This window comes from Sporosarcina newyorkensis, from assembly GCF_900167515.1.
Classification (GTDB): domain Bacteria; phylum Bacillota; class Bacilli; order Bacillales_A; family Planococcaceae; genus Sporosarcina; species Sporosarcina newyorkensis.
Window position 1 is genome coordinate 137,079 of sequence record NZ_FUYJ01000009.1, and the last position, 25,495, is coordinate 162,573.

24 protein-coding genes and 1 pseudogene are annotated in these 25,495 nt (G+C 39.4%); 10 read left to right on the forward strand and 15 right to left on the reverse strand.

The window, feature by feature from the left end:
- The first annotated feature begins 128 nt into the window (after positions 1 to 128).
- Positions 129 to 746, forward strand: coding sequence for a TetR/AcrR family transcriptional regulator (locus tag B5D59_RS15670; RefSeq protein WP_078818599.1), 618 nt, complete (start codon positions 129 to 131; stop codon positions 744 to 746).
- Positions 747 to 819: 73 nt separating this feature from the next.
- Here the strand turns inward: B5D59_RS15670 and B5D59_RS15675 are convergent, their stop codons facing one another.
- Positions 820 to 1,056 (reverse strand): 2-hydroxymuconate tautomerase family protein, encoded by a 237-nt coding sequence (locus tag B5D59_RS15675; protein WP_425441360.1) that lies wholly within the window; start codon positions 1,054 to 1,056, stop codon positions 820 to 822.
- A 345-nt stretch (positions 1,057 to 1,401) separates the two neighbouring features.
- Here B5D59_RS15675 and B5D59_RS15680 point away from each other — a divergent pair, with 345 nt between their 5' ends.
- The 3 genes from B5D59_RS15680 to B5D59_RS15690 all read left to right on the forward strand — a co-directional run bounded on the left by B5D59_RS15680 (position 1,402) and on the right by B5D59_RS15690 (position 4,562).
- Complete coding sequence (locus B5D59_RS15680; RefSeq protein ID WP_078818600.1) at positions 1,402 to 1,683, forward strand: hypothetical protein; 282 nt, start codon at positions 1,402 to 1,404, stop codon at positions 1,681 to 1,683.
- A gap of 273 nt (positions 1,684 to 1,956) precedes the next feature.
- The gene (locus tag B5D59_RS15685) at positions 1,957 to 2,802 is read left to right on the forward strand and encodes a gluconate 2-dehydrogenase subunit 3 family protein (RefSeq protein ID WP_078818601.1); all 846 of its coding nucleotides are present in this window, start codon (positions 1,957 to 1,959) and stop codon (positions 2,800 to 2,802) included.
- 17 nt (positions 2,803 to 2,819) lie between these two features.
- The gene (locus tag B5D59_RS15690; RefSeq protein ID WP_078818602.1) at positions 2,820 to 4,562 is read left to right on the forward strand and encodes a GMC family oxidoreductase; all 1,743 of its coding nucleotides are present in this window, start codon (positions 2,820 to 2,822) and stop codon (positions 4,560 to 4,562) included.
- 264 nt (positions 4,563 to 4,826) lie between these two features.
- On the opposite strand, the gene B5D59_RS15695 is transcribed toward B5D59_RS15690, so the two are convergent.
- From B5D59_RS15695 to B5D59_RS15735, 9 genes are all read right to left on the reverse strand, one after another.
- Positions 4,827 to 6,116 carry a TRAP transporter large permease gene (locus B5D59_RS15695; protein WP_078818603.1) on the reverse strand — a complete coding sequence of 430 codons (1,290 nt, stop codon included), beginning with the start codon at positions 6,114 to 6,116 and terminating at the stop codon, positions 4,827 to 4,829.
- The gene (locus B5D59_RS15700; protein WP_078818604.1) at positions 6,113 to 6,694 is read right to left on the reverse strand and encodes a TRAP transporter small permease; all 582 of its coding nucleotides are present in this window, start codon (positions 6,692 to 6,694) and stop codon (positions 6,113 to 6,115) included. Before B5D59_RS15700 ends, B5D59_RS15695 begins: the two co-directional genes overlap by 4 nt.
- 81 nt (positions 6,695 to 6,775) lie before the next feature.
- Positions 6,776 to 7,807, reverse strand: coding sequence for a TRAP transporter substrate-binding protein (locus tag B5D59_RS15705; protein WP_078818605.1), 1,032 nt, complete (start codon positions 7,805 to 7,807; stop codon positions 6,776 to 6,778).
- Between the two features lie 34 nt (positions 7,808 to 7,841).
- Positions 7,842 to 8,636, reverse strand: a complete 795-nt coding sequence (locus tag B5D59_RS15710; protein WP_078818606.1) for an HpcH/HpaI aldolase family protein — start codon at positions 8,634 to 8,636, stop codon at positions 7,842 to 7,844.
- Positions 8,637 to 8,676: 40 nt separating this feature from the next.
- Entirely contained in the window at positions 8,677 to 9,516 is an 840-nt protein-coding gene (locus B5D59_RS15715) for a class II fructose-bisphosphate aldolase (RefSeq protein ID WP_078818607.1), read from the reverse strand.
- The gene (locus B5D59_RS15720; protein WP_078818608.1) at positions 9,510 to 10,298 is read right to left on the reverse strand and encodes an alpha/beta fold hydrolase; all 789 of its coding nucleotides are present in this window, start codon (positions 10,296 to 10,298) and stop codon (positions 9,510 to 9,512) included. The genes B5D59_RS15715 and B5D59_RS15720 overlap by 7 nt, the downstream gene beginning before the upstream one ends.
- Before the next feature lie 96 nt (positions 10,299 to 10,394).
- Positions 10,395 to 11,405 (reverse strand): LacI family DNA-binding transcriptional regulator, encoded by a 1,011-nt coding sequence (locus B5D59_RS15725; protein WP_078818609.1) that lies wholly within the window; start codon positions 11,403 to 11,405, stop codon positions 10,395 to 10,397.
- Between the two features lie 134 nt (positions 11,406 to 11,539).
- Positions 11,540 to 12,880, reverse strand: a complete 1,341-nt coding sequence (locus B5D59_RS15730) for a four-carbon acid sugar kinase family protein (protein WP_139366034.1) — start codon at positions 12,878 to 12,880, stop codon at positions 11,540 to 11,542.
- A 190-nt stretch (positions 12,881 to 13,070) separates the two neighbouring features.
- Positions 13,071 to 14,186 (reverse strand): cupin domain-containing protein, encoded by a 1,116-nt coding sequence (locus tag B5D59_RS15735; protein ID WP_176132610.1) that lies wholly within the window; start codon positions 14,184 to 14,186, stop codon positions 13,071 to 13,073.
- Positions 14,187 to 14,657: 471 nt separating this feature from the next.
- Between B5D59_RS15735 and B5D59_RS15740 the strand changes: the two genes are divergently transcribed.
- The 3 genes from B5D59_RS15740 to B5D59_RS15750 all read left to right on the forward strand — a co-directional run bounded on the left by B5D59_RS15740 (position 14,658) and on the right by B5D59_RS15750 (position 17,114).
- Complete coding sequence (locus tag B5D59_RS15740) at positions 14,658 to 15,218, forward strand: TetR/AcrR family transcriptional regulator (RefSeq protein WP_078818612.1); 561 nt, start codon at positions 14,658 to 14,660, stop codon at positions 15,216 to 15,218.
- A 94-nt stretch (positions 15,219 to 15,312) separates the two neighbouring features.
- On the forward strand, positions 15,313 to 15,780 hold the full coding sequence (locus B5D59_RS15745) for a GNAT family N-acetyltransferase (RefSeq protein WP_078818613.1): 468 nt from the start codon (positions 15,313 to 15,315) through the stop codon (positions 15,778 to 15,780).
- The gene (locus tag B5D59_RS15750) at positions 15,777 to 17,114 is read left to right on the forward strand and encodes an MATE family efflux transporter (RefSeq protein WP_078818614.1); all 1,338 of its coding nucleotides are present in this window, start codon (positions 15,777 to 15,779) and stop codon (positions 17,112 to 17,114) included. The genes B5D59_RS15745 and B5D59_RS15750 overlap by 4 nt, the downstream gene beginning before the upstream one ends.
- Positions 17,115 to 17,192: 78 nt before the next feature.
- On the opposite strand, the gene B5D59_RS15755 is transcribed toward B5D59_RS15750, so the two are convergent.
- From B5D59_RS15755 to B5D59_RS15775, 5 genes are all read right to left on the reverse strand, one after another.
- Complete coding sequence (locus B5D59_RS15755; RefSeq protein ID WP_078818615.1) at positions 17,193 to 19,136, reverse strand: FtsX-like permease family protein; 1,944 nt, start codon at positions 19,134 to 19,136, stop codon at positions 17,193 to 17,195.
- The gene (locus B5D59_RS15760) at positions 19,126 to 19,887 is read right to left on the reverse strand and encodes an ABC transporter ATP-binding protein (protein ID WP_078818630.1); all 762 of its coding nucleotides are present in this window, start codon (positions 19,885 to 19,887) and stop codon (positions 19,126 to 19,128) included. Before B5D59_RS15760 ends, B5D59_RS15755 begins: the two co-directional genes overlap by 11 nt.
- Before the next feature lie 95 nt (positions 19,888 to 19,982).
- Positions 19,983 to 20,984 (reverse strand): sensor histidine kinase, encoded by a 1,002-nt coding sequence (locus B5D59_RS15765; protein ID WP_078818616.1) that lies wholly within the window; start codon positions 20,982 to 20,984, stop codon positions 19,983 to 19,985.
- Complete coding sequence (locus B5D59_RS15770) at positions 20,981 to 21,673, reverse strand: response regulator transcription factor (protein ID WP_078818617.1); 693 nt, start codon at positions 21,671 to 21,673, stop codon at positions 20,981 to 20,983. The genes B5D59_RS15765 and B5D59_RS15770 overlap by 4 nt, the downstream gene beginning before the upstream one ends.
- Before the next feature lie 207 nt (positions 21,674 to 21,880).
- Positions 21,881 to 23,251 (reverse strand): alkaline phosphatase, encoded by a 1,371-nt coding sequence (locus tag B5D59_RS15775; protein WP_009498764.1) that lies wholly within the window; start codon positions 23,249 to 23,251, stop codon positions 21,881 to 21,883.
- Between the two features lie 193 nt (positions 23,252 to 23,444).
- Here B5D59_RS15775 and B5D59_RS15780 point away from each other — a divergent pair, with 193 nt between their 5' ends.
- From B5D59_RS15780 to B5D59_RS15790, 3 genes and pseudogenes are all read left to right on the forward strand, one after another.
- A complete protein-coding gene (locus B5D59_RS15780; RefSeq protein ID WP_009498766.1) occupies positions 23,445 to 23,975 on the forward strand; it encodes an STM3941 family protein in 531 nt (176 codons plus the stop codon).
- Positions 23,976 to 24,070: 95 nt separating this feature from the next.
- Positions 24,071 to 24,637 (forward strand): helix-turn-helix domain-containing protein, encoded by a 567-nt coding sequence (locus tag B5D59_RS15785; protein WP_009497739.1) that lies wholly within the window; start codon positions 24,071 to 24,073, stop codon positions 24,635 to 24,637.
- Positions 24,631 to 25,464 (forward strand): annotated as a pseudogene (locus B5D59_RS15790) (IS3 family transposase); the annotation flags it as partial. The gene B5D59_RS15785 and the pseudogene B5D59_RS15790, both read left to right, overlap by 7 nt.
- Positions 25,465 to 25,495 lie beyond the last annotated feature (31 nt).

Here is a 25,495-nt window from a genome sequence, read left to right on the forward strand (position 1 = left end):
GTTTAGTTGACACAGTGTCAATATCTTTTTGTGTGAATTTCAGTAGGTGAAATTAAAACACACTTCATTGTAGGAAAGCGTACTGTACGTTACAATGAGTACAATTAAACACGAAAGGAGAAAGGCTGATGACACGAGAAGAAATCACAGATGGGCGAAATTTGAGGTCCATTGCAACAAAAAAGCGTTTGCTTGAAGCATCTAAAGAACTTTTCTATGAGAATGGCTTTGAAAAAACGACTATCACACAAATTATCAAGAGGGCCGGCACAGGATACGGCACCGCTTACGTTTACTTTAAAGGAAAAGATGAAATTTTAACTAGTCTGATTGAAGACGTGATGCAAGAGTTCCTTGACATGGCAAATACTCCGTTCGCTCCTGCCACCAAACAGGAAGCGAAAACTTTGATTCATAAGCAAGTCCTTCTATTTTTAAATATGGCAAATGAAAATCACCAAATTATGAAAGTTTTCTCGGAAGCAATCGGTCTGTCTTCGACTGTGGACTCGAAGTGGAATGAAATACGCGAAACGAATATTCATTATATTACGAGGGATATTACATACTCCCAATCACAAGGTTTAGCTCGTACAGATTTGCAAGCTAACTTGGTTGCTCGCTTTTGGTTTTTCGCCAATGAAAACTATCAGTGGGAAGTAGTACATAAAAAGAACACGGCTTCTATTGAAAAAATCGCGAAAACCTTAACTGATATGTATGTGGATGGATTATATATCATGTAAAAAAGCGAACCGCCACAATTAGGCAAGTTCGCTTTTCTATCATACGGCTTCAGATTGATCGTCAACCTTCTCCTTATAATTCTCGCTTCTGTTTAATTTCTTTCATTGTCAAACCACCTGCCCCCCATTTCGTATCCGCCACCTCTGTCACAATAACCCGTACTTGTTCTGGTCTCACTTCAAGATTGTCTACAGCTGCTCCCGTAATATCTTCAATTAACCCTTTAATTTGTTCATCGCTTCTTCCTTCCAAAACTTGCACTTGAATAATTGGCATATTACACCTCGTTTTTGTATTTTTACATACCATGCTATACCACCTATTCGTCTATATCAATTATTAAAAATAAGTTTTCAATAAATTCTTCAGCCTATACTAAATCCCTTTTGAGTACTAATTTGTCAGTCTTCAAATATAGGAACATTTTGATATCCATGAACTTTTCAACTCGCTCTTAGCCGCGTCACACGTAACTTTTTTATACCTAAAGATCACTTACTCTTCATCTCCTTTATTATTCCCTCGACTTGTTTCAAGAAGCCAATTCCATAATCGGATTGAACTAATTTTCAACGTTGCATGTTTACAAAAATAAAAATCGGTTATCCATTAGATAGGTAAGCGAAACAACCAAACTGGAGGAGGAAATTAATTATGAAATTAAATAAAAACTTTATTAAAGTCGGAGCAGCCGCTTTACTATCTGTCGGAATCTTAAGTGCCTGCGGTGATGACGAACCAGACGTTAACGATAATGATGTAAACGTAGATGAGCCTGTCGTCGTGCCAGAAGACGGCGACGGAAACGTAGATGAACCTGTCGTTGTGCCGGAAGATAACCCTGACACTGATGTAGATATGGAACCAGACGCTGACATCGATACGGATGTGGATGTGAAAGACGAAGAAGATGGGGACGACAAAGCAACGAATTAATTAAAACGTTCTACGTATTTTTCACAACAATAAAAATTATTATCCTGAAATCACTAGGTCCCGCCTAGTGATTTCAGTAATTTTTAATTTGTACATACATTACTACCAGTACATCAAGAGCTTTAAATAATTCGAAGTATAATAAATAGTTTTATCTCGAAATTAATAAGCATTCTTTATGCAAATGTGTATAATTTCTAGCACATCACCACAAGATGACAAATAGTGGGTTGGAAAAATTGTGAAGTCCACATATAAGAGGAGGAGAGCAATGTGACAGAACCACAACAACCTGAGACTACTCAAAAAGGAATTAGTCGCCGAAATTTCATGAAGAATACGGGATTCTTGGCGGGCGGTCTAGTCGGCGGTTCATTATTTGGAGGGTTATTGACCAACCAGTTACAAAAACCGGAAACCGGAACCAAGAACGCGACCCACATTGTAACGGAAGCCCGGACATTTTTTAGTCGCGGTGAAGACTTTGATATCTTATCCGCAGCAACGGAACGAATCTTCCCTAAAGATGATTTAGGCCCCGGCGCAATTGAACTTGGCATTCCTTATTTTATTGATCGACAACTGACGAGCGAGTGGGGAACAAATGCCAAAGAATACATGCAGGGTCCTTTCCCTCAGACGGCAGCTGTTGATAATTACGAAAAAAAGGATCGGGACCAAAGCAAACAAGGTCCGAACGCGGACACACAAGTCCCGGCCCCCACACCAAGATATCAGACGAAGATGACAAGGGCAGAAATCTTCACAGAAGGTATTCGTGCCATCGAGCAGACTTCCCAAGAAAAATTCAAAACGAAATTCAAAGATTTAGAACCTGAACAACAAGATGAAATTCTTCAGCTTTTCGACGAGGGCAAAGCAAAAATGAATGGCGTTAATTCCAATACATTCTTTAACCTCTTACTTCAAACGACAATAGAAGGCGCATATGCAGACCCTGTCTATGGCGGAAATCGCAATATGGATGGTTGGCGGATGAAGGAGTACCCTGGCCCCCGCATGAGCTATACTGCCGACATCGATAAAGACGAATTCATTGTGATGAAACCTGAAAGCTTACGCAGTTACCAAGGAAACGAAGACGAACACGGACACTGATAATCGGAGGGAAGCATATGGCGAAGAAATTAGAAAAAGTGGATGTTGTAGTCGTCGGCAGTGGTTGGGCTGGCGGTATCGTGTCCGCTGAACTGGCGAAAGCCGGATATAAAGTGGTTACATTAGAACGCGGTAAAAAAGTGGACCGCGCAGACTATATCGGAGTGAAAGATGAGCTTCGCTATACAAACCGTTATGAAATGATGCAAAATCTAGCCCCTGAAACCATTACATCGCGCGTTACAATGGAAGATACCGCACTTCCCGTCCGCACACGAAAAGAAATGATGGCGGGTACAGACCTTGGGGGCGGAAGTGTCCACTGGGCAGGTGCCACCTATCGCTGGAGAGCATACGACTTTGAAATTCGTTCTAAGACAATCGAGCGGTATGGTAAGAATAAAATTCCTGAGGGCATGACCATTCAGGATTGGGGCATTACCTATGATGAAATGGAACCTTATTATGACCGTTGGGAAAAGACAGCCGGCATTTCCGGTGAACCTGATCCGCTCGGCGACAAACGATCAAGCGACTATCCCAATCCTCCAATGAAGGAATCACCTGCTGTGAGATTGTTTAAGGAAACTACAAAAAAAATGGGCTACCACCCTTACCAAGTCGCATCTGCAAACTTGTCCCAGGCGTATACGAATCCTGACGGAGAGACATTGAATGCTTGTATGTTCTGTTCCTTCTGTACACAATACGGTTGTGACTTCTCAGCCAAGTCAGATCCTTTAGCCACTGTCATCCCAACCGCCATCAAAAACAATTGTGAATTCAGAACAAATTCACTTGTACGCCGCGTGCTACATAGTGGCGGGAAAGCTACAGGAGTTATGTATACGGATACACTCACTGGGGAAGAATTTGAGCAGCCAGCTGATGTCGTAGTGCTTGGTGCATTCTCCTTTACAAACAATCGACTGCTGATGCTATCGAAAATCGGTCAACAATATGACCCGAAGACGCGCAAAGGAACTATCGGACGAAATTTCAACGGACAAATGAACATAACATTCCAAGGCGCAAGAGGATTTTTTAAAGAAAAGAAATTCAACCTCTACATGGGGGCAGGTGCTTTAGGCGGCACGATGAGTGACTTCGCGGGGGATAATTTTGACCATACTGATTTGGACTTCATCAACGGCGGCGGTATCGAATTCCGTCAATATGGACACGGAGCCATTGCAACCAATAATGTACCGGATGATACACCGGGCTGGGGTCCAGAGTTCAAGAAAAATTCCGTTTTCTATGCAAATCGCTACATGAGAGTCTGGTACACACCAGCAATTATGTCTTGGTGGCATAATTATCTCGATTTAGACCCGACATATAAAGACGAATTTGGCGATCCTTTATTGCGCGTCACGAACCGATACACAGATCAAGATCGTAATATTGCGAAGTTTGGTGTTGAAAAATGTACGGAAATCGTAAAGGAAATGGGCGCAGACATCGTCAATCCAGATTCTATACCTGATGAATTCGACCATATCTATGACGGAGGCCACTACGCGGGCGGTGTTATCATGGGAGCCGATCCAGCAACTTCCGCGGTAAATAATTATTTGCAAATGTGGGACATGGAAAACCTGTTTGTCGTCGGTGGTTCAGCATTTCCTCAATTCGCAGGACATCACCCGACAGCTACGATTGGAGCGCTTGGCTATCGAGCAGCTGAAGGCGTAGAGAAGTATTTGAAGAATGGCGGTCAGCTTGTCGTTTCAAAACAAGCTAGTTTTAACGCTTGATAATTTGTGATTTATATTTATGATTTTTTCGATACATGTCATTCTATTGTTACCGCAAGACGCGACTGTCTACCTCTGATTTTCTCTGTTCAATCGGAAGTATCGATACCATTAAATATAATAAATTCTTACATTTACGCTACATCTTTTAGAAGTGTCTATCTTCTGCCGAATACCAAGAAATACTCGCTCTATCTGATGTGCTCTAAAAATAAAGCAAGTGACGGAATCTGTTAATTTCCGTCACTTGCTTTTTAATGGTAATTACACAGGGATATTGAGAAGTTTAGGTAAAAATAAAGATATCGCAGGGATATACGTAACTAGTAATAATACAATAATCATCACGATAATCCATGGAATAATGGCTTTCATTAACAACTCAAACTTGGTATTGCTGATCTGCGCTGCCATAAATAAATTCGCTCCTAGAGGCGGAGTGATGAACCCTATTGCCAAGTTGAGAATCATGATTAAGCCAAAATGAATTGGATTCACACCTAATGCCGTAACGATCGGCAATAATATAGGCGTTAATATAATGATTGCCGCATTCGTCTCCATAAAAGTACCTACAATTAATAATAAAATATTAATTAGAAGTAATATAACGATTTTATTCGCAGATATGCCTAAAATGAAATCTGCAATGACTGTCGGAACTTCTGTAATCGTGAGAATCAATCCGAATCCTGAGGAGATTCCAATAATAATAATCACCGGAGCACACAGCAAGCATGCACGGAAAGCGATATAAGGAAGATCTTTTATTTTTACTTCTTTATATAAAAACACACTTACTATTATCCCATAAAAACAGGCAATAGCAGCTGCTTCAGTAGGCGTAAATACACCGCCATAAATCCCACCCAAAATAATGACAGGAATCAATAATGCAGGTATTGCATTTATGAAAATTCCAAGAGCTTCTTTTAGAGAATATTTACGCTCGTCTCCTTTATAATCATTTTTTCTGGCATAATAGAGGACATATATAATTAACGCTAAACCGACTAATACACCTGGTCCTACACCGGCACTGAACATACCTGTAACAGACACACCTGCAGCGACAGCATAAATAATCATCGGGATACTTGGTGGAATCAATACACCGACCGTCCCAGCTGTTGCTACTAAAGAAGCCGCAAACGTCTTATTATAATTTCTCGCCACCATAGCAGGTATCATGATTAAACCAATTGCCGCAACCGTCGCTGAACCTGTCCCTGAAATAGCTGCAAAGAATAGGCAGGTTACAATAGAAATAACCCCAAGGCCACCCGTCAAACGACCAAAGAATACACTGGATACATTAAGGAGTCTTCGTGAAATACCCCCCTTCCCCATGATGTCACCCGCAAATGTAAATAACGGTACTGCCATTAACGGGAATGAATTAAGTGACTGCATCATTGTTTGCGTAAATGCTTCCATACTAACAGGCTGAACAGCCAGAATCGTAACTGTCGATGCTAGTCCAATGGCTATCGCAATGGGAACAGATAGACATAGAAATAAAATAAAACTACCAAATAATAAGAATATCGTCATTGTTGTTCCCCTCCATTATTCTCTGGTTGTTCTTTCGGGGAAAAAATAACTTCATTTGCGCCTGAATAGAGACCACCTTCATTCGTGAAATGATCCATGGAATTAGAGAAATTGGATACTTTCCAAATGAGTCCCTGTATCAAACGAATAATCATTAAGGCAAATCCTACAAGTCCAGCCCCATATAAAATATTCATTGAAACGTTCATCGTAACTGCTTTATCTTGATATTCTGTGATGGATTGGCAAATATTCCATGCAGCAATAAAAATAACGATAACAAATACCATGAATAAAACATCGACTAAAATCGCAATTATTTTACTCACTTTTTCACTCAATTTGTCTACTAAGAAAGTGATTTTAATATGACTATTATTACGAGTTGCATATGAAATACTAAAATACATCAGCCAGACAAACAAAAACCTCGCCAATTCTTCAGCCCACGAAAAACCTGAATTAAATGCAAATCTTAAAATAACTTGTAGTGTAACAATGGTTGTCATTACATAAAACAGCAGAGCCATGACAATAGGCTCGAAGTTTCTGTCCAGCCATCTATAAGCAGTACTCATTCTATTCAACTCCTCCAATCGTCAATAAAAAATGATGACATGTGAAAACGAGATTCCCATGTCATCATTTCACCCCATTCATTATTTTCTTTCTGCTTCTACTTGTTCCAGGACAAAGTCATAGAGTTCTTGTCCAGTTTTATCGATAATATCTTTTTTAACAGCTGCGTTCATAACCTCGCCCATTTTATGTCTTTCTTCAAGGGAGACTTCGTTAATATTGATTCCTGCATCTTTTAACAAACCTAATGTTTTTACTTCCTCTTCAGCAATTAGCTCTCTTTCATGATCAATTGCCGCTTTCACTTCTTCTTCAATTAGCTGACGATCTTCATTAGATAAACTCTCCATGAAGTCTTTGTTCGCATACCAAAGGAAGTCTGTATAAATATGATTTGTTAAAGACCAATAATTTTGTGCTTCGAAGAACTTCATCTCATAGAAACTCGTTGTCGCACTTTCTTGCCCATCAATCAAATTTTGTTGAAGTGATGTGAAGACTTCTGGCCAAGCTAAGTTCGTCAACGAAACGCCAAGTGACTCCCATCCTTTGATTTGAATAGGACTATATCCTCTAATCTTCAAACCTTTTAGATCTTCCATTTTTTCGATTGGCCTCTTATTATTGGAGAAATTTCTAAAACCGATCTCCATAAAACCAAGACCCGTAAGTCCTTTCGCTTCTAGAGGCTCTAATAATTTCTTTCCAGCCTCACCGTCGAATACTCTATGAGCGTGCTCCGCATCATCAAATAGATAAAAGCTTTCCCATACAGCAAATTCCGGTATGGATTGTGCAAAGAGAGTAGAGGCTCCAAAACTCATTTCAATATCTCCACGACGAGTTTGCTCCATAGCATCTGTCACAGTTCCTAACTGTGCTGCCGGGAATACTTTAACTTTAATTCTGCCATCACTTTTATCTTCTACCGATTCTTTGAATTCTGCTAATGCTTTATTTACTGGATGTTCTGTACCGCTGTCATTCGCAATTCGAATCTCAATGCTGTCCTTATCCACTTTACCGGATGCTTCATTTCCACAACCTACTAAAATGCCTCCAACGATAATGACAAATGCAAATAATAACATACTTTTGATATTCTTCATCATCTTCACCCTCTCCAGTCTTCTACTAATTCATAATTTAACGATCAGGGAACTTTGCGTTGAAGGTTTCTACATTTTGGATTGCAAGTTTTCCTAACGAGACACTATCAGACATCGCCACTACAAATGTATATCCTTTTTCATACAAACTCATAGCCTGCTCAATACTCCCAGCTACTGTGCCAATAAATTTATCACTTTTAGACGTGGCCTCTTCCACTTTTGCAATGGCATTTTGAACTTCTTCAGCCGCCGGATTACAGAAATGTCCCATAGAAGTCGCTAAATCCATCGGTCCCACAAACACACCATCCAATCCTTCTACTGCTAAAATCTCTTCAATATTTTCAACTGCTTCAGGTGTTTCAATTGCAACGATAGTCATTACTTGTTCATTCGCGTGTTTTAAATAGTTCAGACCGTTCATTCCAAAACCCCCGGCACGAGGACTTGGTGCAATTCCCCGAACGCCCTCAGGAGGATACTTCGCAGCCGCTACGACTTGTCTAGCTTCTTCAGCCGTATTGACATATGGTACTAGTACACCATAAACACCTGCGTCCAAAATCTGTTTGATAATTACCTTATCGTTCCAAGGTGCTCTAACAAACGGTTCCACGTCATACGCCTTTAGTGCCTGGCATTGATTAATTAGAGTCATAATATCACTAGGTGCATGTTCCATATCAATTAACGCCCAATCAAATCCGGCTTTTGCAATAATTTCTGCCGATAGAGGACTAGCTAATTGTAGCCATGAACCAATAGTTTTCTTCTCTTCTTTAAGGTTTGCTTTTGTTTTATTTTGGAAAACCTCGTTATTTTTTAGCATTTTACAAAACCGCCTTATTTTTCAAAGTTTATTTCTAGGTTTAATTGTTACCTTTACATATCCTCACCATGTCAGTCATACATGTTTCCATTACTTCCTGCATATCTTCCATAAGATTAGATAAATGTAAATAAGTACCCGCTTTCATAGCATTTTTTAAGAATGTCATAGCTTGTACTGAAACATCTGTATTGATATTAATTTTACAAATTCCACGTTCAATGACTTTTCTAATTATTTCTTCAGGCGTATCTGAACCCCCATGCAAGACCAGCGGAATGTCGACTTTACTTTTTATTTGTTCCAATAATTCCAGATTAATATGAGGTTTCGAAACATATAAACCGTGTACAGTCCCTATTGCGGCAGCTAAAAAATCAACGTTTGTTTCCTTTACAAATTCCGCAGCCAATAGTGGGTCTGTCAAAGCGCCACTACCTTCTTCTTCATCTGAGAATGCCCCGCGAGCTAAGGAACCAATTTCAGCTTCAATAGAGATTCCAGCTAAATGAGAAATCTCCGTCATTTCTTTTGTCAACCGAACATTCTCATCAAATGGGTGCGATGAACCATCGAACATTACCGAACTAAAGCCATTACGAATCGCACGGAGAATCGATTCTTTTTTGTATGCGTGATCTAAATGAAGAGCAACAGGTACACTGGTATTATGCGCAAACGTTCGAATTAAGCTAGAAAAACCTTCAATGTTTAAAGTGGAGAAATAGCGTTCTCCTACAGCTAAAATAAGTGGGTGTTGTTCTCGTTCAGCCACATGTAGAGCTGCTTGCGTTATTTCTAAATTGTAAACGCTAAATGCAGGAACAGCGTATTTGTTTTTCTGTGCGTCTAACAAGATTTCTTTTGTGTTAACTAACAATTCGCCACACCTTTTTCATTGCTTTTTTCCTTTGAAGTACATGTACACTTTTCGCAACTCCTACACGTGTTTTTCTCATTGCCATTTACTAGCCATTCCTTCATTGCACTTGTTACCAACAGTGGTTGTTCCATCGTTGATAAGTGACCACATTCTTCTATAACCACTAGATGGGAATGAGGTATATTCACTTGCATTTCTTCATGCATTTTTACAGTACATAATGCATCTTCTTTCCCTACAATTAGTAATGTATCGCATTCAATATTCGGGAGGACTTTAAATCCATCCGGCTTGGAAGAAACCGCTTTCAATTGGTTTAAATAAGCTGTCTCCCCAACACTAGTAGCCATGCTAAAAATTCTTTCATTTAGCGATTCTTTTAAGGGATGTTGTTGATACAATAAATTTGGGATAAAGTTCTGTTGCACCACTTCAATAAATTTTCCTTTTTGAACAGCATCGATCAATTTTTCCCAGTTCTTCTGTTGAGGGAGATAAGGAGGGTTAGCAGTCGTATTTAGCAACGCAAGTTTTATAACTCGTTCCGGAGCTTGTCGCGTAATTTCAATAGCAACTATCCCACCTAATGATAATCCCGCTAAGGCAAAGCGAGGGGGAGCTTTCTCTAAAACCGAGGCGGCCATCTCTTCAATAGTATCTGCCTCCGTAATATCGCACACTTGTATATCAGAGACATTTGACAAATGACTAACTTGATGTGACCATAGCCGTGAATCACAAAGTGTTCCAGGCAATAATAACAGCGGGATTTTCTTCATATATATCCTCTCCTAAAAAAGATAATATTCCCATTCAACATGTACCAGTGGAATAACTTCGCGTCTTATCCAAATTCTCTATAAGAAGCAGATGTATTATTTCTTAACTATGTTATGTCCGCATGATTCTCGAATCATCAATTCATCTTCCAGAATGACATGGGGTTGCTGAATTTGCTCCTCGTTAATCTTCTTTAACAATAAATCCATTGCCCGTTTACCTATCTCATACCTTGGTTGATGTATAGTCGTTAGACTGGGTGTCATATAACTTGCAACTTCCACATCATCAAAACCTACCACCGCAATGTCCTCAGGTACACGCAACCCTGCGTCGAGGATAGCTTTTAATGCACCAATTGCAATATTATCATTGCCGCCATATATAGCAGTGGGAACTTTTTCGAAACTAAGCAACTTTTGAGTAGCAATATAACCATCTTGTAATAAATATCCGCCCTCTTGAATCAACGCTTCTTGAACCTGAATATTATGTTGTGCAAGCGCTTGTTTATAGCCATTTAAGCGCGTTTGGCTTTGAAGACGCCCCATATACCCTGTTATATGAGCAATCCTTTTATGCCCCATATTTATCAGGTGATTTGTAATTTTCCTGCTCGCACTTTCATTGTCAATAGATATAGATGGAATGTTTTGACCAGGTACATAGTCAAAAGTAAGTACGACTGGACTACTTTCATTTATCTTCTTAACAAAGTCGTCATTCAAAACGCCTGCAGTCGTTAGAATCACACCGTCCACACGACTATCGCGAATTAGATCCATGTAGTTCTTCTCTTTTTCAATATCACCATCTGTACTACCAATCAATAAATCATATCCCGCATTTCTTGCCACTTCTTCTAAACCTCTAATATATTCCGAGTAAAAAGTATTTTTGATATTCAGCATTAACACGATAATAATATTACTCTTAGACATTCTCAGTGTTCTTGCTGCACTATTTGGCCTATACCCAAGTTTATCCATAGCTTCAAGAACAGCTACTCTAGTTTTTTCATTAACTCCTTCTTTGTTTGAAGTAACTCTAGAAACAGTAGCAATAGACACATTTGCTAACTTTGCAACATCAAAAATATTAACCACTATGATAATTCCTTTCTTTAATTACATGATAAGTTTATAATTTTTCAGACAGGATAATATAAGTACATCACTAGTTTCACTATCCAATATTTCTATTATAAACCTCGCGCAACACAATTAAAGAAAAGATTTGTTCAAGAAAGCTTCGAAACAATATCTAGTAATGAGGATTCTTCTCCAACGTTGCCAGGGAATATAATATATGGGATGTTGGAAAACTTTGCCTCTTCCCCTGTCAACCATACAGGAATCCCAGCAGCAGCTTGTCCGATGACTTTGCCAACTTGAATTCCGAGACCTTCCGTCGCAATGTCACTTGATGTAATACCACCTTTAGCAACTACAAACTTTGGTGAAATCTCTAACGATTTGACAATATCCGTAAGCGCACTAGAGACTTGTTGACTAATCTTCAAATTGCTCGTTTGGTTTTTCGCTGCAACTAAATCACGACTTGTATATACAACAGCAGTAACGCCCGACTGGATAAGGTCATGAATTTTCTTACTGACTCTACTAATTTCCTCTTTTCTCCGATTGGCTTCTAACAGTAGGTTCACATTAACTTCCACACCCGTTACATGTTTAGCATCTTGTAGTAGCTTGTTTAGTTGCCTCGACGTTTTTTCCACGTGGGAACCTACCACTACTAAGCCGCCTTTTTCTTCATTACCTGTAAAAATCATCTGCTCTTTCGCTAAGTATGGTTGTGTTCCAATACCTGCATAAGACTTTACAAATGAAGCAGATGCTTGGAAAATAAATTTTTTCCCTTGAGCTTCTGCCTGTAGAACGGCATACGATAAAACATCTAAATCTTCATAGCAAATTGCGTTCAAAATAATGGGTTGATTCTTTTCAGCTTCTAGCAACATTTTTACTATGCCTTCCGGTCCTTTTCTAAGTTCTTCTGTAGAAACCGCCTTGCATGCTGAACTTTTTATAACACCATGTGTTTTCTCTTCTATCCATTCACATACATTACTATTACTGAATCCGAATGCTTGATCTTTTGCAAACTCTGTCTCACTTACCGGAATCAGTTGACTGTTTTCTTCAACGTAATGAATATTTCCATAGGTATAGCGTCCACCTTCAAAAAACGCGGGTACAATAATTTGTGCATCAATTTGTTCATTCTTGGATTCAATCAACTCTTCTGTTACTACATTTAATTCAAGAGGATAATGTCCTCTAAGAGTTGAATCCCCTCGACTAATGATCGTAAATTCGTATGCATTTTCATTAGCTACTGCAATAATATTATCTATGATTTCTTTTATAAGCTCTATTGTTTTCGTTTTTTCATAACTTCGTGTATTTGTTAAAATGTAAAAAATGTGCTCAGCATTTTTGAATGCTTTTTCTATTTCGTCCTTACTCCATTTCGTCAGCACTGACAACCCCTGAACTGTTTGTGCACCTGTAGGGTCGTCATCCAAAACAATAATTTTTCTAGTAAGTTTTTTATTCAAACAGAGTATTTCTGCTTGCAAGCCTGGTTTGTTCCAAGGAGCTTCTAGTTTTTTTGAAATATCCCCCAAAGTCAACTGTATTGCTTCCGCCTCCCAGTAGTCACATTCTTATCAATGTTAAATAAGATCAATAATTGTCAACGAAGCACTTCATTGACAATTACCGGTTTTCAAACTATTAATCACTTACTTATTTCTTCAATAACTTGCCTTCTGTATCCAACTTCAGATTTTGTTTCTTTGCTTCCTCTACTGTTTCAGCTGTCCAATCGAGCGGAATCCACTCATCACCGCCACTGATTACATAAAGGAACCCAGTGTTTTCCCCAACATTTTTAATACTTCTAACATGATTTTTAGGCACTGAAAATACGTCTTTTTCAGTTAAAGTCACTTCAAACTCTTCGCCATCGCCTAATTCAACTGCCACTTTCCATTCACCTTTATAAACAATCAGGACCTGCGGTGTCGATTGGCTGTAAGCATTAAGTCCGTTTCCAGGCTCCGCTTCAATAAGTTCCAGACTAAATGAATGTGGATTGTTTACGATGGAAGGACGATTAACGTCACTTGCAATACCCGGACCAATAATGCCGTAAGATTTCTTCTTTCCACCTGCTGAACGACTATCGAGGAAAGCATCTTCATATGGCACACGCTCATTGAACCAGAATACGCGAGCTTCCATTTCTTCTTGAGTTACCTTACGTAATTTATTTAATTCATCTTGTGGTGTCGGTTTGATAACCTCTGCATCTTCAGGGATTTCCATACCTGCTGATGTATCGATTAAACGACCATCTTCAAGTAGAACTAGTCCATGTCCTTTGGCATCACGCAAAACTTGCGGTCCCCATGTCACATTTTGTGGATCATCCTCGCCTAATACTGAAAAGAGAAATCCATCATCCGAACCTATATTCTTGAAACCACGGTAGATATGGATTGGTAATGAGATAACATCTCCTTCATTCAGAATAGCCTCACCGTCAGTGCCTTCATTGCCCCAAATAAATCGCCAAGTTCCTTTTGCTACGATGAACACTTCAGCAGTTTGATGGAGGTGAAGAGAGTTTACGCAACCGTTTGGCATTGCAGCAGCCCCCACGTTGAAACCATGGGGTTCTTTCAGGTTTATAACAGCAGTTCCACTCTCCGAAACTCCTGGTCCAATAATGCAATAATTCTCTTTTTTATCGGAACCTGGTGTTTTCGCATCAATAAACGCCGCTTTATCGGCAACAAAGTCTTCTTTACGAATCACTCTTTTTTCTACTTCTTCTCTACTCAATAATTCTTTAATCATGTTATTACGCCCCCCAGTATTATGAGTTTTCGGATAAATCATTTTTTCCGATTAGTCTGAAACTATTGTAAAACTAAATGTAAAGGTTTACAACAGTTTTTTAACAAAACACTCATAATTAGTTTATAATACCTAAATATCAACCATTTATACGTAAATATAGCTAAGGGAATGTAAAGGTTTACTAAAACCTTTAAAAGTCTTACTAATATCTTCTTAAAGCGACCCTTACATGAATGCACTGCCATATATCTTACAAAACACTTTAAAATAACTGTTTTTATCAACTAGATGGATAATCGATCTTTTATTCATCAACATTATTCGATATATTTTTAAATAATGTAGGCAAATATGCAACTGTCAGTCTCCTCCATTGCACTTTCCACTCAAATTCTATATACTAAAAATAACTGTTAAAACTAATTTTGTTTTTTTAGTTTCAAACCAGAGACACAAGGAGGAGGATAAATGAAAGCTCGGATAATGAAAGGGTTCCTCGAAGAAGTTCATGAGAAAAGCATGAAATTCACGATGGACGACCTGGCGAAACGACTTGGGATTAGCAAGCGCACCTTGTATGAACACTTTTCGTCCAAAACGGATATTTTGGATGCCATCATTGATTCAACTTTAAACGAATTTGATGAAAAGACTGAGATGATCATTCAAGATCCAGAACTATCTCTTTTAGAAAAGATCAAGAAAGTGATCACTGTGATTCCTAAATACAATGACTTTTACAACTGGCAAATTCTTGATCAGATGAAAAAATCACACCCTGCGCAATGGGAGCGCGTCAACTCTGCGCTGAATGAGTGGGATGATTTGCGCAAATTGATTGAACAAGGCATTCGGGAAGGACTCATTGTGGAACAAAATGTTTCATTACTGATGAAATTGATTATTGACGCTACAAACTCTACAATGGATCGACAATTTTTCTATGAAAACAGCATAACAGTCACGGAAGCATTGGACTCGATAGTAGATATTCTGCTATTCGGCTTCATCACGAAAAATCCTAAGTGAGATTGTACACACATGGATTTTTCATGCCAAAATAAACTAATAAAACAAAAATAGTTTTAATGTTTTACAACTACTTTGAAAGCGAGATGGAATTATGAGCCTCCACATACGTGAGGTAACTACTGATAATTGGGAGGATATCGCCTATTTATCAGTGAATGACGACCAAAAGAACTTTATTGAAAGTAATGCTTTTTCTTTAGCTCAATCCAAATTTGAACCTGAATGGAAATCTGTTGGACTATATGATGAAGAGGAACTGATCGGCTATGCGATGCACGGACGGGACAAAGCGACAAACGACGTATGGCTGGATCGTTTCATGATCGATCACAACCATCAAGGTAAGGGGTATGCCAGTCGATTTCTCAAACATCTGCTGATAGAAATGCAGAAAAAATATGATTGTGAAATGATCTATTTGAGTATCTATCCGGACAATACGAAAGCACAGCGGTTATATGAAAAATTCGGTTTTGTATTAAACGGAAAGATAGACAACCTTGGTGAATTTCCCTGCCTCATAATGGAACTTGACTTAAAAAGGAGTCCTTTAAAATGAGTGCACCTTCATCTAAACTGCATCAATTGGATACCGAGTCAGTCGGACGTATCTTTTTGCGGTATTTAATCCCGTCTACAATCGGAATGTTGTTGATGGCGATTAATATCGTTGCAGATGGAATAATGGTCGGTAATCGATTGGGAGCAGAAGCATTAGCGGGAGTCGGCATTGCGGCTCCCGTTTATACGATCTTCTTTGCGATTTCACTTTGGATAGGTATCGGTGCAGCAACGAAATACTCCATGGCGATGGGAGCAAAAAAGATTGATGAAGCCCGTACAATCTTTACGCATGCCATTTTATCCATTTTCCTATTTACATTGTTGATAGGACTGGCAGCCTTTATTTTCCGCAATCCACTTGCCTATGCACTGGGCGCCAATTCTACTACATTTCCTTTTGTATCGGATTATTTATTCGTTATTTTGTTATTCGGTTTTATTTTTACGGTAGAAAATACGTTTAGTATATTCGTTCGAAATGACGGGGCTCCGAATCTATCCATGGCGGGTCTGATTGTAACGTCTGTCGTCAATATTGTGCTGAATTACATTTTTCTCTTTATTTTTGACTTTGGTGTATCGGGCGCTGCTTTCGCCACGATTATTGCTTCATTCTTAGGAATGCTCGTTCTGGCCAGTCATTTTTTTAAGAAAACAAATAATTTAAAGCTCATTCGTTTTTCATTTAATAAAAAATTATTCGCAGCCATACTAGTCATTGGTTTTCCCAGCTTCTTATCGGAATTAGGGATCTCTGTTTTTACGATTTCGCATAATATCGCATTTGAACGGGCAGCTGGTACAGAAGGCGTCGCTGCTTTTTCCATTCTGAATTATGTCCACAGTGTCATGCTCATGCTCTTCCTCGGGATGGGCGGTGCCATCCAGCCGCTCATCAGTTATTATCACGGGGCCGGCAATCTTGATCGACAAAAGGAAACGATTAAGAAGGCAACATGGACTGTGCTGTTGGCAGGGGCTGCATTTTTCCTCATCGGGCAATTCGCCGCAAGCCCTATCGTTTCGATCTTTGGTGATTTCCCGAAAGCCGTGAGAGATTTGGCAAGTACGGGAATTAATCTTTTCTTTATCGCGTATTTATTTACGGGAACGAACTTTGTCATGATGACGTATTACCAATCAGTCGGCAATGTCCGGATGGCAACATGGATTACAGCTTCACGTGAGATTATCGTAATGTTGGTTTTCTTGCTGATCTTACCAAGGTTTTTTGGGTTAAACGGTATATGGTTAGCAATACCGGCATCTGAGTTCCTTGTATTTATCGGGATACTTTTATACCAAAGAAAGTCGACGAAATTGCTGTAAATTGAAAACAAGCTATCGCGGAAAATCCTTTCTTGGATTTCCTGCGATAGCTTGTTGTTTTGTTGCAATTACACGCTTTTATAAAGCTTCTTTAATAATACGTTTGTAATTCAACACGGAGAGAATACCAAAGATCGAATACAAACCTGTATAGATCAGCATGACAATAACTGTCGGCGTTGCCAGCTCTGTCCCAAAGAAGAACCAACCAGATTTCACAGCAAAATAGCTATGACACAAGCCGACAATAAGTGGAATGCCGAAATTGAAAAGTTGTTTTCGTTGTATGCCTTTGATCAAATCTGCTTGCGTAAAGCCCAACTTCCGAAGAATCGTATAATTAGCCTTTTCATCTTCACTTTCGTCCATTTGCTTGAAGTAAAGGATGCAACCAGATGTAACGAGAAACGCCAGCCCCAGAAAGCCAACAATGAACATGATCAACCCCATATTTTGTTTCTGGCTGATGCTTGCCTCATATCTGGATTCATAACCGGCCCATATATTCAATTCCAACTCATTAAAAATAGAATCTGCCTTCTCGATTTCTTTTCTGTCCACAATGTTTATACCCACATACTCAGCAAACTCAGAACTCAATGCCGGATCCTGTTCTGCTCTCATTCGTTCGAATATTTTTTGGTTTACTACAGCGACCGGAAAAGCATAGGTAAGTCTGGAAGGTACTATCGTTACATCTTTAAACCCTTTGAATGTCAGATCGTATACTGTCTCCGTATTTGAAAATCCGACTTGCCCACTTTCTTGGAAATTCAGCAATTTCTTCGTAAAGCCCTGTTGATTGACGAAAAACACCTCTGCTTCCCCAACATGTAATTCAGGTACCGCCTGATCGCTTATGACGATCATATCCGTGTCGCTGGCTTGGAAGCCAAACTCTGGATCTTCCGGCATGGATAAAATATCGGATAAATCTGTTTTGATCCTTACTAATTCGATATAGGTCCCGGTATAGTCAATCCCCTCTTCTGCCAGTGCTTTCGTAAATTGCCCTCCATGCTCGGCATTCGGAATGGAAAAATCATGCGGAATATTTTCTTTTGCCGATTTTTCGGCCGAATAATACGAAATATAACTTAGAGACAGCAATGAAATCGCAAGTGCAGATAGTGCCGTAATGACAGTCAGCAAAAAGGAATTGGATTTCATTCTGAACATAATGGAGGAAAGTGACAAGACATCCTTCACATTCAAATAGCCGCCTTTTTGCTTGCGGATTAAATTAAAAATAAAACTGACGGATCCTTTATAAAATAGATAGGTTCCTAAAATAACGGAAGCCGGAATGGTAATCATGACAATATACAATTGACTACCTAAAAACGTACTGCTGAACATTTTGGATGATAAATAATAGCCGAAAAAAATGAGTGCGATTCCAAAAATCCCGATAATTGCTTGGAATGGCGTCAATTTTTGTACGCGTTGCTGAGTAACAGATGTAGCCCGGAACAACGATAATATACTCTGTCTTCTTATAAAAATATAATTCATGATCAAAATCAACACATAAATCACAGAAAACACAACCAATGTCTGGAATAAGGCTTCTTGCGAAAAGCGCAATGACGCAACATCTTCCACACCCGTTACTTTAAAAAGAATGATCATCAATAAACGAGACATAGAGAACCCGAGCAATACACCGAGTATAAGCGATCCTACATATAGGAATAAGTTTTCCACACTAAGGATACGGAAAATCATGCCTTTCGTCATCCCGACCAATTGGAACAATCCGATCTCTTTACTGCGTCTTTTGATAAACAAATTGTTTGCATATAACAGGAAAACCGAAACGATACCAACCAATAAAACAGAGCCCGCTTTAATGGCTGCCGCCCCTTTAATCGTTCCTTTTGTTTCATTTAACGCCGGATCGTATTGTAACGTTACAAAAGCAAAGTATAAACCTACACTGAAAACGAGCGCAAAGATGTACAAGTAATAATGCTTGATATTTTTCTTTATATTACGGTAGATGAGTTGATTAAGCTTCATGTTTAATCCCGCCTAAAACGCCTTGGGTTTTAATAATATCATTAAAAAAATCACTTCTATTTTGCTCGCCCTTAATTAGTTGGGTATAGACCTGCCCATCCTTAATGAAAATCACTCGTTCACTAAAGCTCGCAGCAACAGGATCATGTGTCACCATAACGATGGATGCGTTTCGTTTTGCATTTAAGTCACTCAACTTGTTCAGCAGATCGGAAGCCGCTTTTGAATCCAGCGCGCCCGTTGGTTCATCCGCAAAGATAATACTTGGATCATGAATAAATGCCCGGGCTGCAGAAGTTCGTTGTTTCTGACCTCCCGAAATTTCATTTGGATATTTATTTTCGATTTCTAAAATGCCTAGATCCTGAGCGACTGCACGAAATTTATCGTTCGCTAATTTTTTCGAGACCTTTTTAATGGATAACGGGAGAAGAATATTTTCTTTAACGGTTAGTGTATCCAGTAAGTTATAATCTTGAAAAATGAAACCTAAATGGTGTTTTCGAAATTCTGCAAGTTGCTTCTCTTTCATTTGATTGAAGTTTTGGCCTTCAATTGTAATTGTCCCCTGGCTGACCCGGTCAATAGATGACAATACGTTGAGCAACGTGGTTTTGCCTGAGCCTGATGCCCCCATGATACTGACGAATTCACCTTTATGCACTCGTAAGTCCAACGCCCGCAATACTTCCTGCTTATTGAATTTATTGCCATATGTTTTATGGATTTTTGTTGCTTCGAGAATTACCATATTCCTCACTCCTTCTGTACTTTCCATTCTAATCAGTCCTTCCATCTTTCTCCTGTGTTTGACATGACAATCATAAAAAGCATGTGACATTCTCGTCACATGCTTAAACGCACAAATGCATTTTCTTTTGGGAACGTTAACGTAATCAAAGTGCCTTCTCCTATTTTGGATTGAACTTGAAGATCAAGGTGCAATGAGTCTGCCACTAGCTTTGTTAAATACAAGCCCATCCCTGTCGCTGCGTGGTCATGATGGTTCAGCGTACTGGTAAAACCTTTGTCGAATATCCGGGGAAGATCTCTTGCATCGATGCCGCGTCCAAAATCTTGTATAGAGATTTTCTTGTTGCCGTCTTCAACGAAGCTGTGAATCCGGATATCAGAAGCCTCGCTGTATTTTACTGCGTTTGTTAAAAGCTGTCGGACGATAAAACCAAACCATTTAGCATCCGTAAGAACCTCCTTTATTTCCAAGGTCACATCAAAACCGATTCCCTTTTGCACACACCACAGTTTTAATGACTTTATCTCCTGAAAGATCAATATTTGTAAGTCCGTCTTCTCTATATATAAATCATTTTGAATGAAGGGAATACGCTTTTGATGCAATTGCTGATCAAGCAATAAGTGGACTCTTAGCCACTCGTACATGATTTGAGAACGGAGTGGTTGATCCGTTATACGATCAATCATTAACTGCATTGTCGTTAACGGTGTCTTCACTTCGTGGATCCAGTTGAGTATCTCATCTTTCTCTTGTTCCACACTGACCCGCAATTCATTCAGCTGACTTTTATATGTGGTATTTTGCTCGGAAATCATTTCAGAGACGATATCTTCAAAAGGACTGTTGGCGTGAGGCACTGTTGTTAAATCGAATGATTGGTTATGACGTTTTAATTCTTGATAAAACCGGGTTTCCTTATAGTAGCGCACGATGAGAAAAATGAAGAAGAACAAACAAGATAAAAATACGATGTACCCTACAGATTGAAAAGGGATACTCACATCTAAGAAGCCCATCAATAAAACGAGGAACTGAAAAAACAAAAAGAACAGAATCCAGCTGAACCTTTCTTTTAGGAAGCATCGTATCATATCGAGGATTCTTCCTTCGCCATATAACCTTGCCCTACTTTCGTTTCGATTGCTCCGCCTAACCCGATTTCAGCAAGCCTTTTGCGCAATCTATTAATATTGACTGTTAACGTATTGTCACTGACAAATCGTTCATCATCCCATAAGCTCGTGATTAATTCGTCGCGCGTGACAATGTCATTCTTCCGTTCAACAAGTAATTTCAAAATAAAGAGTTCATTTTTCGTGAGTTCGATTGATCCGGTTCCGTTTGAGACAGTCCCTTTACTAAAATCAATCGTCGCTCCGCACCAAGTCTTTAATTCAAGTGGTTGCTCGGTATTGTAATTATAGACACGGCGCAAAGTTGCTTGGATTTTCGCAATCAGGACATCAAAATGAAAAGGCTTTTGCACAAAATCATCCGCACCAAGCTGCATGGACATCACCATATCCGTCGGGTGGTCTCTTGACGATAAAAATATAATAGGCACATTTGAATGCGAGCGGATCATTCGGCACCAATGAAAACCATCAAACTTTGGCAGCTGGATATCGATGATAACTAAATCCGGTTTAATTTCCGTAAATTCCTGGAGAACATTTGAAAAGTTGGTTACTCCTGCCACCTTATAAGACCATTGTGTTAGGCGTTCTTTTACTTCTTGAAATAATGTTTGATCATCTTCGATCAGCATAATCGTGAACACGAAACCCACCTCATTTTTCATCATACAGATATTCAATTTCAATTAAGATCCTATTTTATCCTATATGGAGATATAATCAAAATTTCCTGGCAAGTCGGTGTCCCTTAAAGGAGATTTTCAAACAAAATAACCCATCCTTGAGATATCTCCTCAAATTGGATGGGTTATTTTCACTTCTTTTGGTTAGTTTATAGAGTGATCAATCTACTAGTTTTTCCCTTCAATTATATCAAAAATCAGTTTGGCATGATCTGTATTATCTAAGAGGCCTGCAAAGTTTTCGCTTGATGGACCGTATGCATAGACTGGAACGTCTTCCCCAGTATGACCGCCAGTCGTCCAGCCAGTATAGGAGCGCTTGTCGATAACCTTTTTAATCGCGATCTCGATGTCCTCGCTGTTCTTTTCTGCGTTTTCAACGGACTTGACTTCGTCATCTGTTAATGGAAACAATTCTTGATCAATATACAGCTTGAGACTTTCCTCTACTTTTCCACTTTTCAAGATTTGATCCGCAATGAAGGCAGGCGTTCGTTTGACTGAAGCTACAGTGTCAACCAGCCAGTTAGATGCTCCGTCTGCTCCAATAGAAAAACCACCTGTTGAATGGTCTGCAGTGGCAACGACCAGAGTATGCTTATCCTCTTTAGCAAAATCAATTGCTGCTTTAAATGCCTTTTCGAAGTCTTCCATTTCACTCATTGCTCCTACGACATCATTTGCATGACCCGCCCAGTCAATCTGACTTCCTTCGACCATCATGAAAAATCCATTCTCGTTTTTACTTAATCGATCAATCGCCGCTTGTGTCATTTCTTCCAAAGACGGTGTAGTTTCTCTGCGGTCAATCATTTTATCAAGCCCGCCATCCGCAAATAAACCAAGAACTTGCTCGTTATCATCCGCTCGTAATTCTGATGTATTCGTAACATAACTATAGCCGTCCTTTTGAAAAGACTTTGTCAAATCAATATCCGAACGAACAAAGTTTGTTTTACCGCCACCTAGAAGTACATCTACTGTGTGCTCACCGTTGATCATTTCATTATAATAGTCATCTGCAATCGCATCCATGTTTTTACGACTCTCATTATGCGCACCGAATGCAGCAGGTGTCGCATGGGCAAGTTCAGAAGTGGCTACTAGTCCAGTAGACTTTCCAGCTTCTTTTGCTGCTTCAAGAACTGTTTTCACTCTTTTCTTATCTTTATCGACAGCAATTGCGTTATTATATGTTTTAATCCCTGCCGACATAGCAGTCGCAGCAGCGGCAGAATCGGTAATAGTTTGCTTCGGATCGTCTGGATAAGTCATTTGCTGACCTACTAGGTATTTGTCAAATTCCGTTCGCTCCACATACGGCGTACTAGGATCATCCTTAAAGTAGCGATATGCAGACGTATAAGAGGTACCCATTCCGTCACCAATCAAGAAGATCACATTTTTGATTTCCGGATCTTTTTCGGCTATTTCTACGGCTTGAACGCTAGGATTAGAAATTTCTCCAACCATTCCTCCAATCAAGATACTAGAAACAACAGCAATCGGTAGAGCTCTCTTCAAAAACTTTTTTCTCACGATTACACGACCTCCTATTTTTGTACTTCCAAGGACAAGTATAATGAGAGATTGTTAAGGTCGTTTAAACAACATGTTAAGATATGTAAAGGTTTGAGAACCTGGCTCCCCAATATTCTGGGATGCTGTACCCTACTATCATCCGTGCAACTTAGAATACAAAGTGATAATCTTTAACTGAGGAGGGTTGCATATGGAGGAATTTATTATCTATCCGAAGCGTTCTAGAATGCTAATGTTAAGTTTCTTATCTATTGTATTTGTATTACTCGGCACTATTTTCACACTTCTTTTCATATATGGCGAAGCTCCAATTTGGATAGGAATCGTCGGTGTCATAACATTGCTGTTCTTTGGCTGGTGTGGCATATTTTATTTAAAAGAACTCCTAAACAGAAGACCAGCGTTAATTATTTCGGTTGAAGGTATTATTGATCGCTCTAGTTACTTAGCTGCCGGATTGGTGAAGTGGGAGGACATAAAAGAATTCAACCTATACACTTTTTCCGGACAAACATTTCTCGGCATTGTTACATACGATCCTAAGTTGATCATTAATCGAACGAGCGGGGCAAAAAGATTGTTGAATGGGGCTAACAGAGGCTTAGTCGATGCCCAAGTGAATATTCCTGTAAAAAACCTTGCCTGTTCAATAGAAACAATCTTTGAAGAAATTGAGCACCGATGGGTTATGGATTCTTCAGTGACGCTGCCGAGTGAATGATTGTAGACTACATAACAGCGGGGACATAAAAAGCGCGTACCTGACGTGCACCCCAAAAGTTAGAGTTCAAAATCTAACTTTTGGGGTGTTTTATTATGGCTAAGTATAGTAATGAATTTAAGATGATGATTATTCTTGAGTATCTCGATGGTAAATCTGGATATAAGACATTAGCCAGAAAATATGGTGTGAAGGCTGATACACAAATTAGGAATTGGGTGAAATCATACGAGAAGTATGGTGTCAAAGGAGTGTTTCGAAAGAAAAGTAAGGAAGTTTACCCTGTTCAATTCAAGCTCGATGTACTAAGCTTTATGAAAAGGACAGGTACTTCTTTAAATGAAACCGCACTTCATTTTGGATTAACGAATCCTCCTATGATCTCTTCATGGAACAAGAAATTCCTTGAAGGAGGTGCAGAAGCCCTGGACCAACCGAGAGGACGGCCACCCATGACGGATAAAGCAAAGAACGTTAAAAGCACTAGGACTACTTCAGAGAATGAAATGACGCGTGAACAGACATTAGAAAGGGAGAATGAACTCCTACGTCTAGAGGTAGCGTACCTAAAAAAGTTAAAAGCTTTTCAGATGGATCCGGACGGCTATCTCGAAAAGCACAAGCAACGTTATCATACGAACTCAAAGAAGAATTCCGACTGATTGACGTGCTTCAAATTGTAGGAATTCCGGAATCTTCTTATCACTACCATGTTAAACGGTTCAAGTTAGAAAATCCCAATCAGCAGATGGAGGAAACCATCCAATCTATTTTTGATGAGCACAACGGCAATTATGGGTATCGCAGAATCCACTTAGAATTAAAGAATCGTGGGATCCGAGTGAATCATAAAAAGGTGCAGCGAATTATGCGCAAGCTCGGATTGAAAGGTGCGAAATTCATTCGAAAATCACGCCGCTACAGTTCTTACAAAGGTACCATCGGTACAGTGTCAAAGAACCGAGTGAACCGACGCTTTAACACGCCAATCCCTTATCAAAAACTCACAACAGATATCACGGAGTTTAAGTGTGCAGATGGGCGTAAACTCTATCTTAGTCCAATGATGGATATGTACAACGGAGAGATTCTTTCCCACGGTATCAGTATGCATCCTACCCTTGATTTTGTGATGAAGCCGTTAGAAGAAGCACTTGATATCGTGAAAGATGCAAAATATCGCACGACCATTCACTCGGACCAAGGCTGGCACTATCAACATTCACATTGGGTCACTACACTTAAAGAACACCACGTGTTCCAAAGCATGTCCCGAAAAGGAAACTGTCTAGACAATTCGCCCATGGAAAATTTCTTCGGCTTATTGAAGCAAGAAATGTATTATGGTGAACCGCTTCGTACGTACGAAGAATTGGAACAAGCGATCAAGACGTACATTCATTATTACAACAACAAACGAATTAAACAGAAATTGGCTGGCATGAGTCCGGTACAATACCGTCTTCACACCAGCCAACTAGCTGCGTAATATAAAACTCTAACTTTTAGGGGTCACTACA

What these genes read in the sequence shown, in the direction of transcription:
- B5D59_RS15750 (WP_078818614.1), top strand. Translation starts at nt 15,777, where the DNA reads ATGAGTGCACCTTCATCTAAACTGCATCAATTGGATACCGAGTCAGTC.
- B5D59_RS15675 (WP_425441360.1), bottom strand. Translation starts at nt 1,056, where the DNA reads ATGGTATGTAAAAATACAAAAACGAGGTGTAATATGCCAATTATTCAA.
- B5D59_RS15680 (WP_078818600.1), top strand. Translation starts at nt 1,402, where the DNA reads ATGAAATTAAATAAAAACTTTATTAAAGTCGGAGCAGCCGCTTTACTA.
- B5D59_RS15760 (WP_078818630.1), bottom strand. Translation starts at nt 19,887, where the DNA reads ATGGTAATTCTCGAAGCAACAAAAATCCATAAAACATATGGCAATAAA.
- B5D59_RS15690 (WP_078818602.1), top strand. Translation starts at nt 2,820, where the DNA reads ATGGCGAAGAAATTAGAAAAAGTGGATGTTGTAGTCGTCGGCAGTGGT.
- B5D59_RS15785 (WP_009497739.1), top strand. Translation starts at nt 24,071, where the DNA reads ATGGCTAAGTATAGTAATGAATTTAAGATGATGATTATTCTTGAGTAT.
- B5D59_RS15740 (WP_078818612.1), top strand. Translation starts at nt 14,658, where the DNA reads ATGAAAGCTCGGATAATGAAAGGGTTCCTCGAAGAAGTTCATGAGAAA.
- B5D59_RS15735 (WP_176132610.1), bottom strand. Translation starts at nt 14,186, where the DNA reads ATGATTAAAGAATTATTGAGTAGAGAAGAAGTAGAAAAAAGAGTGATT.
- B5D59_RS15670 (WP_078818599.1), top strand. Translation starts at nt 129, where the DNA reads ATGACACGAGAAGAAATCACAGATGGGCGAAATTTGAGGTCCATTGCA.
- B5D59_RS15695 (WP_078818603.1), bottom strand. Translation starts at nt 6,116, where the DNA reads ATGACGATATTCTTATTATTTGGTAGTTTTATTTTATTTCTATGTCTA.
- B5D59_RS15720 (WP_078818608.1), bottom strand. Translation starts at nt 10,298, where the DNA reads ATGAAGAAAATCCCGCTGTTATTATTGCCTGGAACACTTTGTGATTCA.
- B5D59_RS15755 (WP_078818615.1), bottom strand. Translation starts at nt 19,136, where the DNA reads ATGAAGCTTAATCAACTCATCTACCGTAATATAAAGAAAAATATCAAG.
- B5D59_RS15705 (WP_078818605.1), bottom strand. Translation starts at nt 7,807, where the DNA reads ATGATGAAGAATATCAAAAGTATGTTATTATTTGCATTTGTCATTATC.
- B5D59_RS15700 (WP_078818604.1), bottom strand. Translation starts at nt 6,694, where the DNA reads ATGAGTACTGCTTATAGATGGCTGGACAGAAACTTCGAGCCTATTGTC.
- B5D59_RS15745 (WP_078818613.1), top strand. Translation starts at nt 15,313, where the DNA reads ATGAGCCTCCACATACGTGAGGTAACTACTGATAATTGGGAGGATATC.
- B5D59_RS15765 (WP_078818616.1), bottom strand. Translation starts at nt 20,984, where the DNA reads ATGATACGATGCTTCCTAAAAGAAAGGTTCAGCTGGATTCTGTTCTTT.
- B5D59_RS15710 (WP_078818606.1), bottom strand. Translation starts at nt 8,636, where the DNA reads ATGCTAAAAAATAACGAGGTTTTCCAAAATAAAACAAAAGCAAACCTT.
- B5D59_RS15780 (WP_009498766.1), top strand. Translation starts at nt 23,445, where the DNA reads ATGGAGGAATTTATTATCTATCCGAAGCGTTCTAGAATGCTAATGTTA.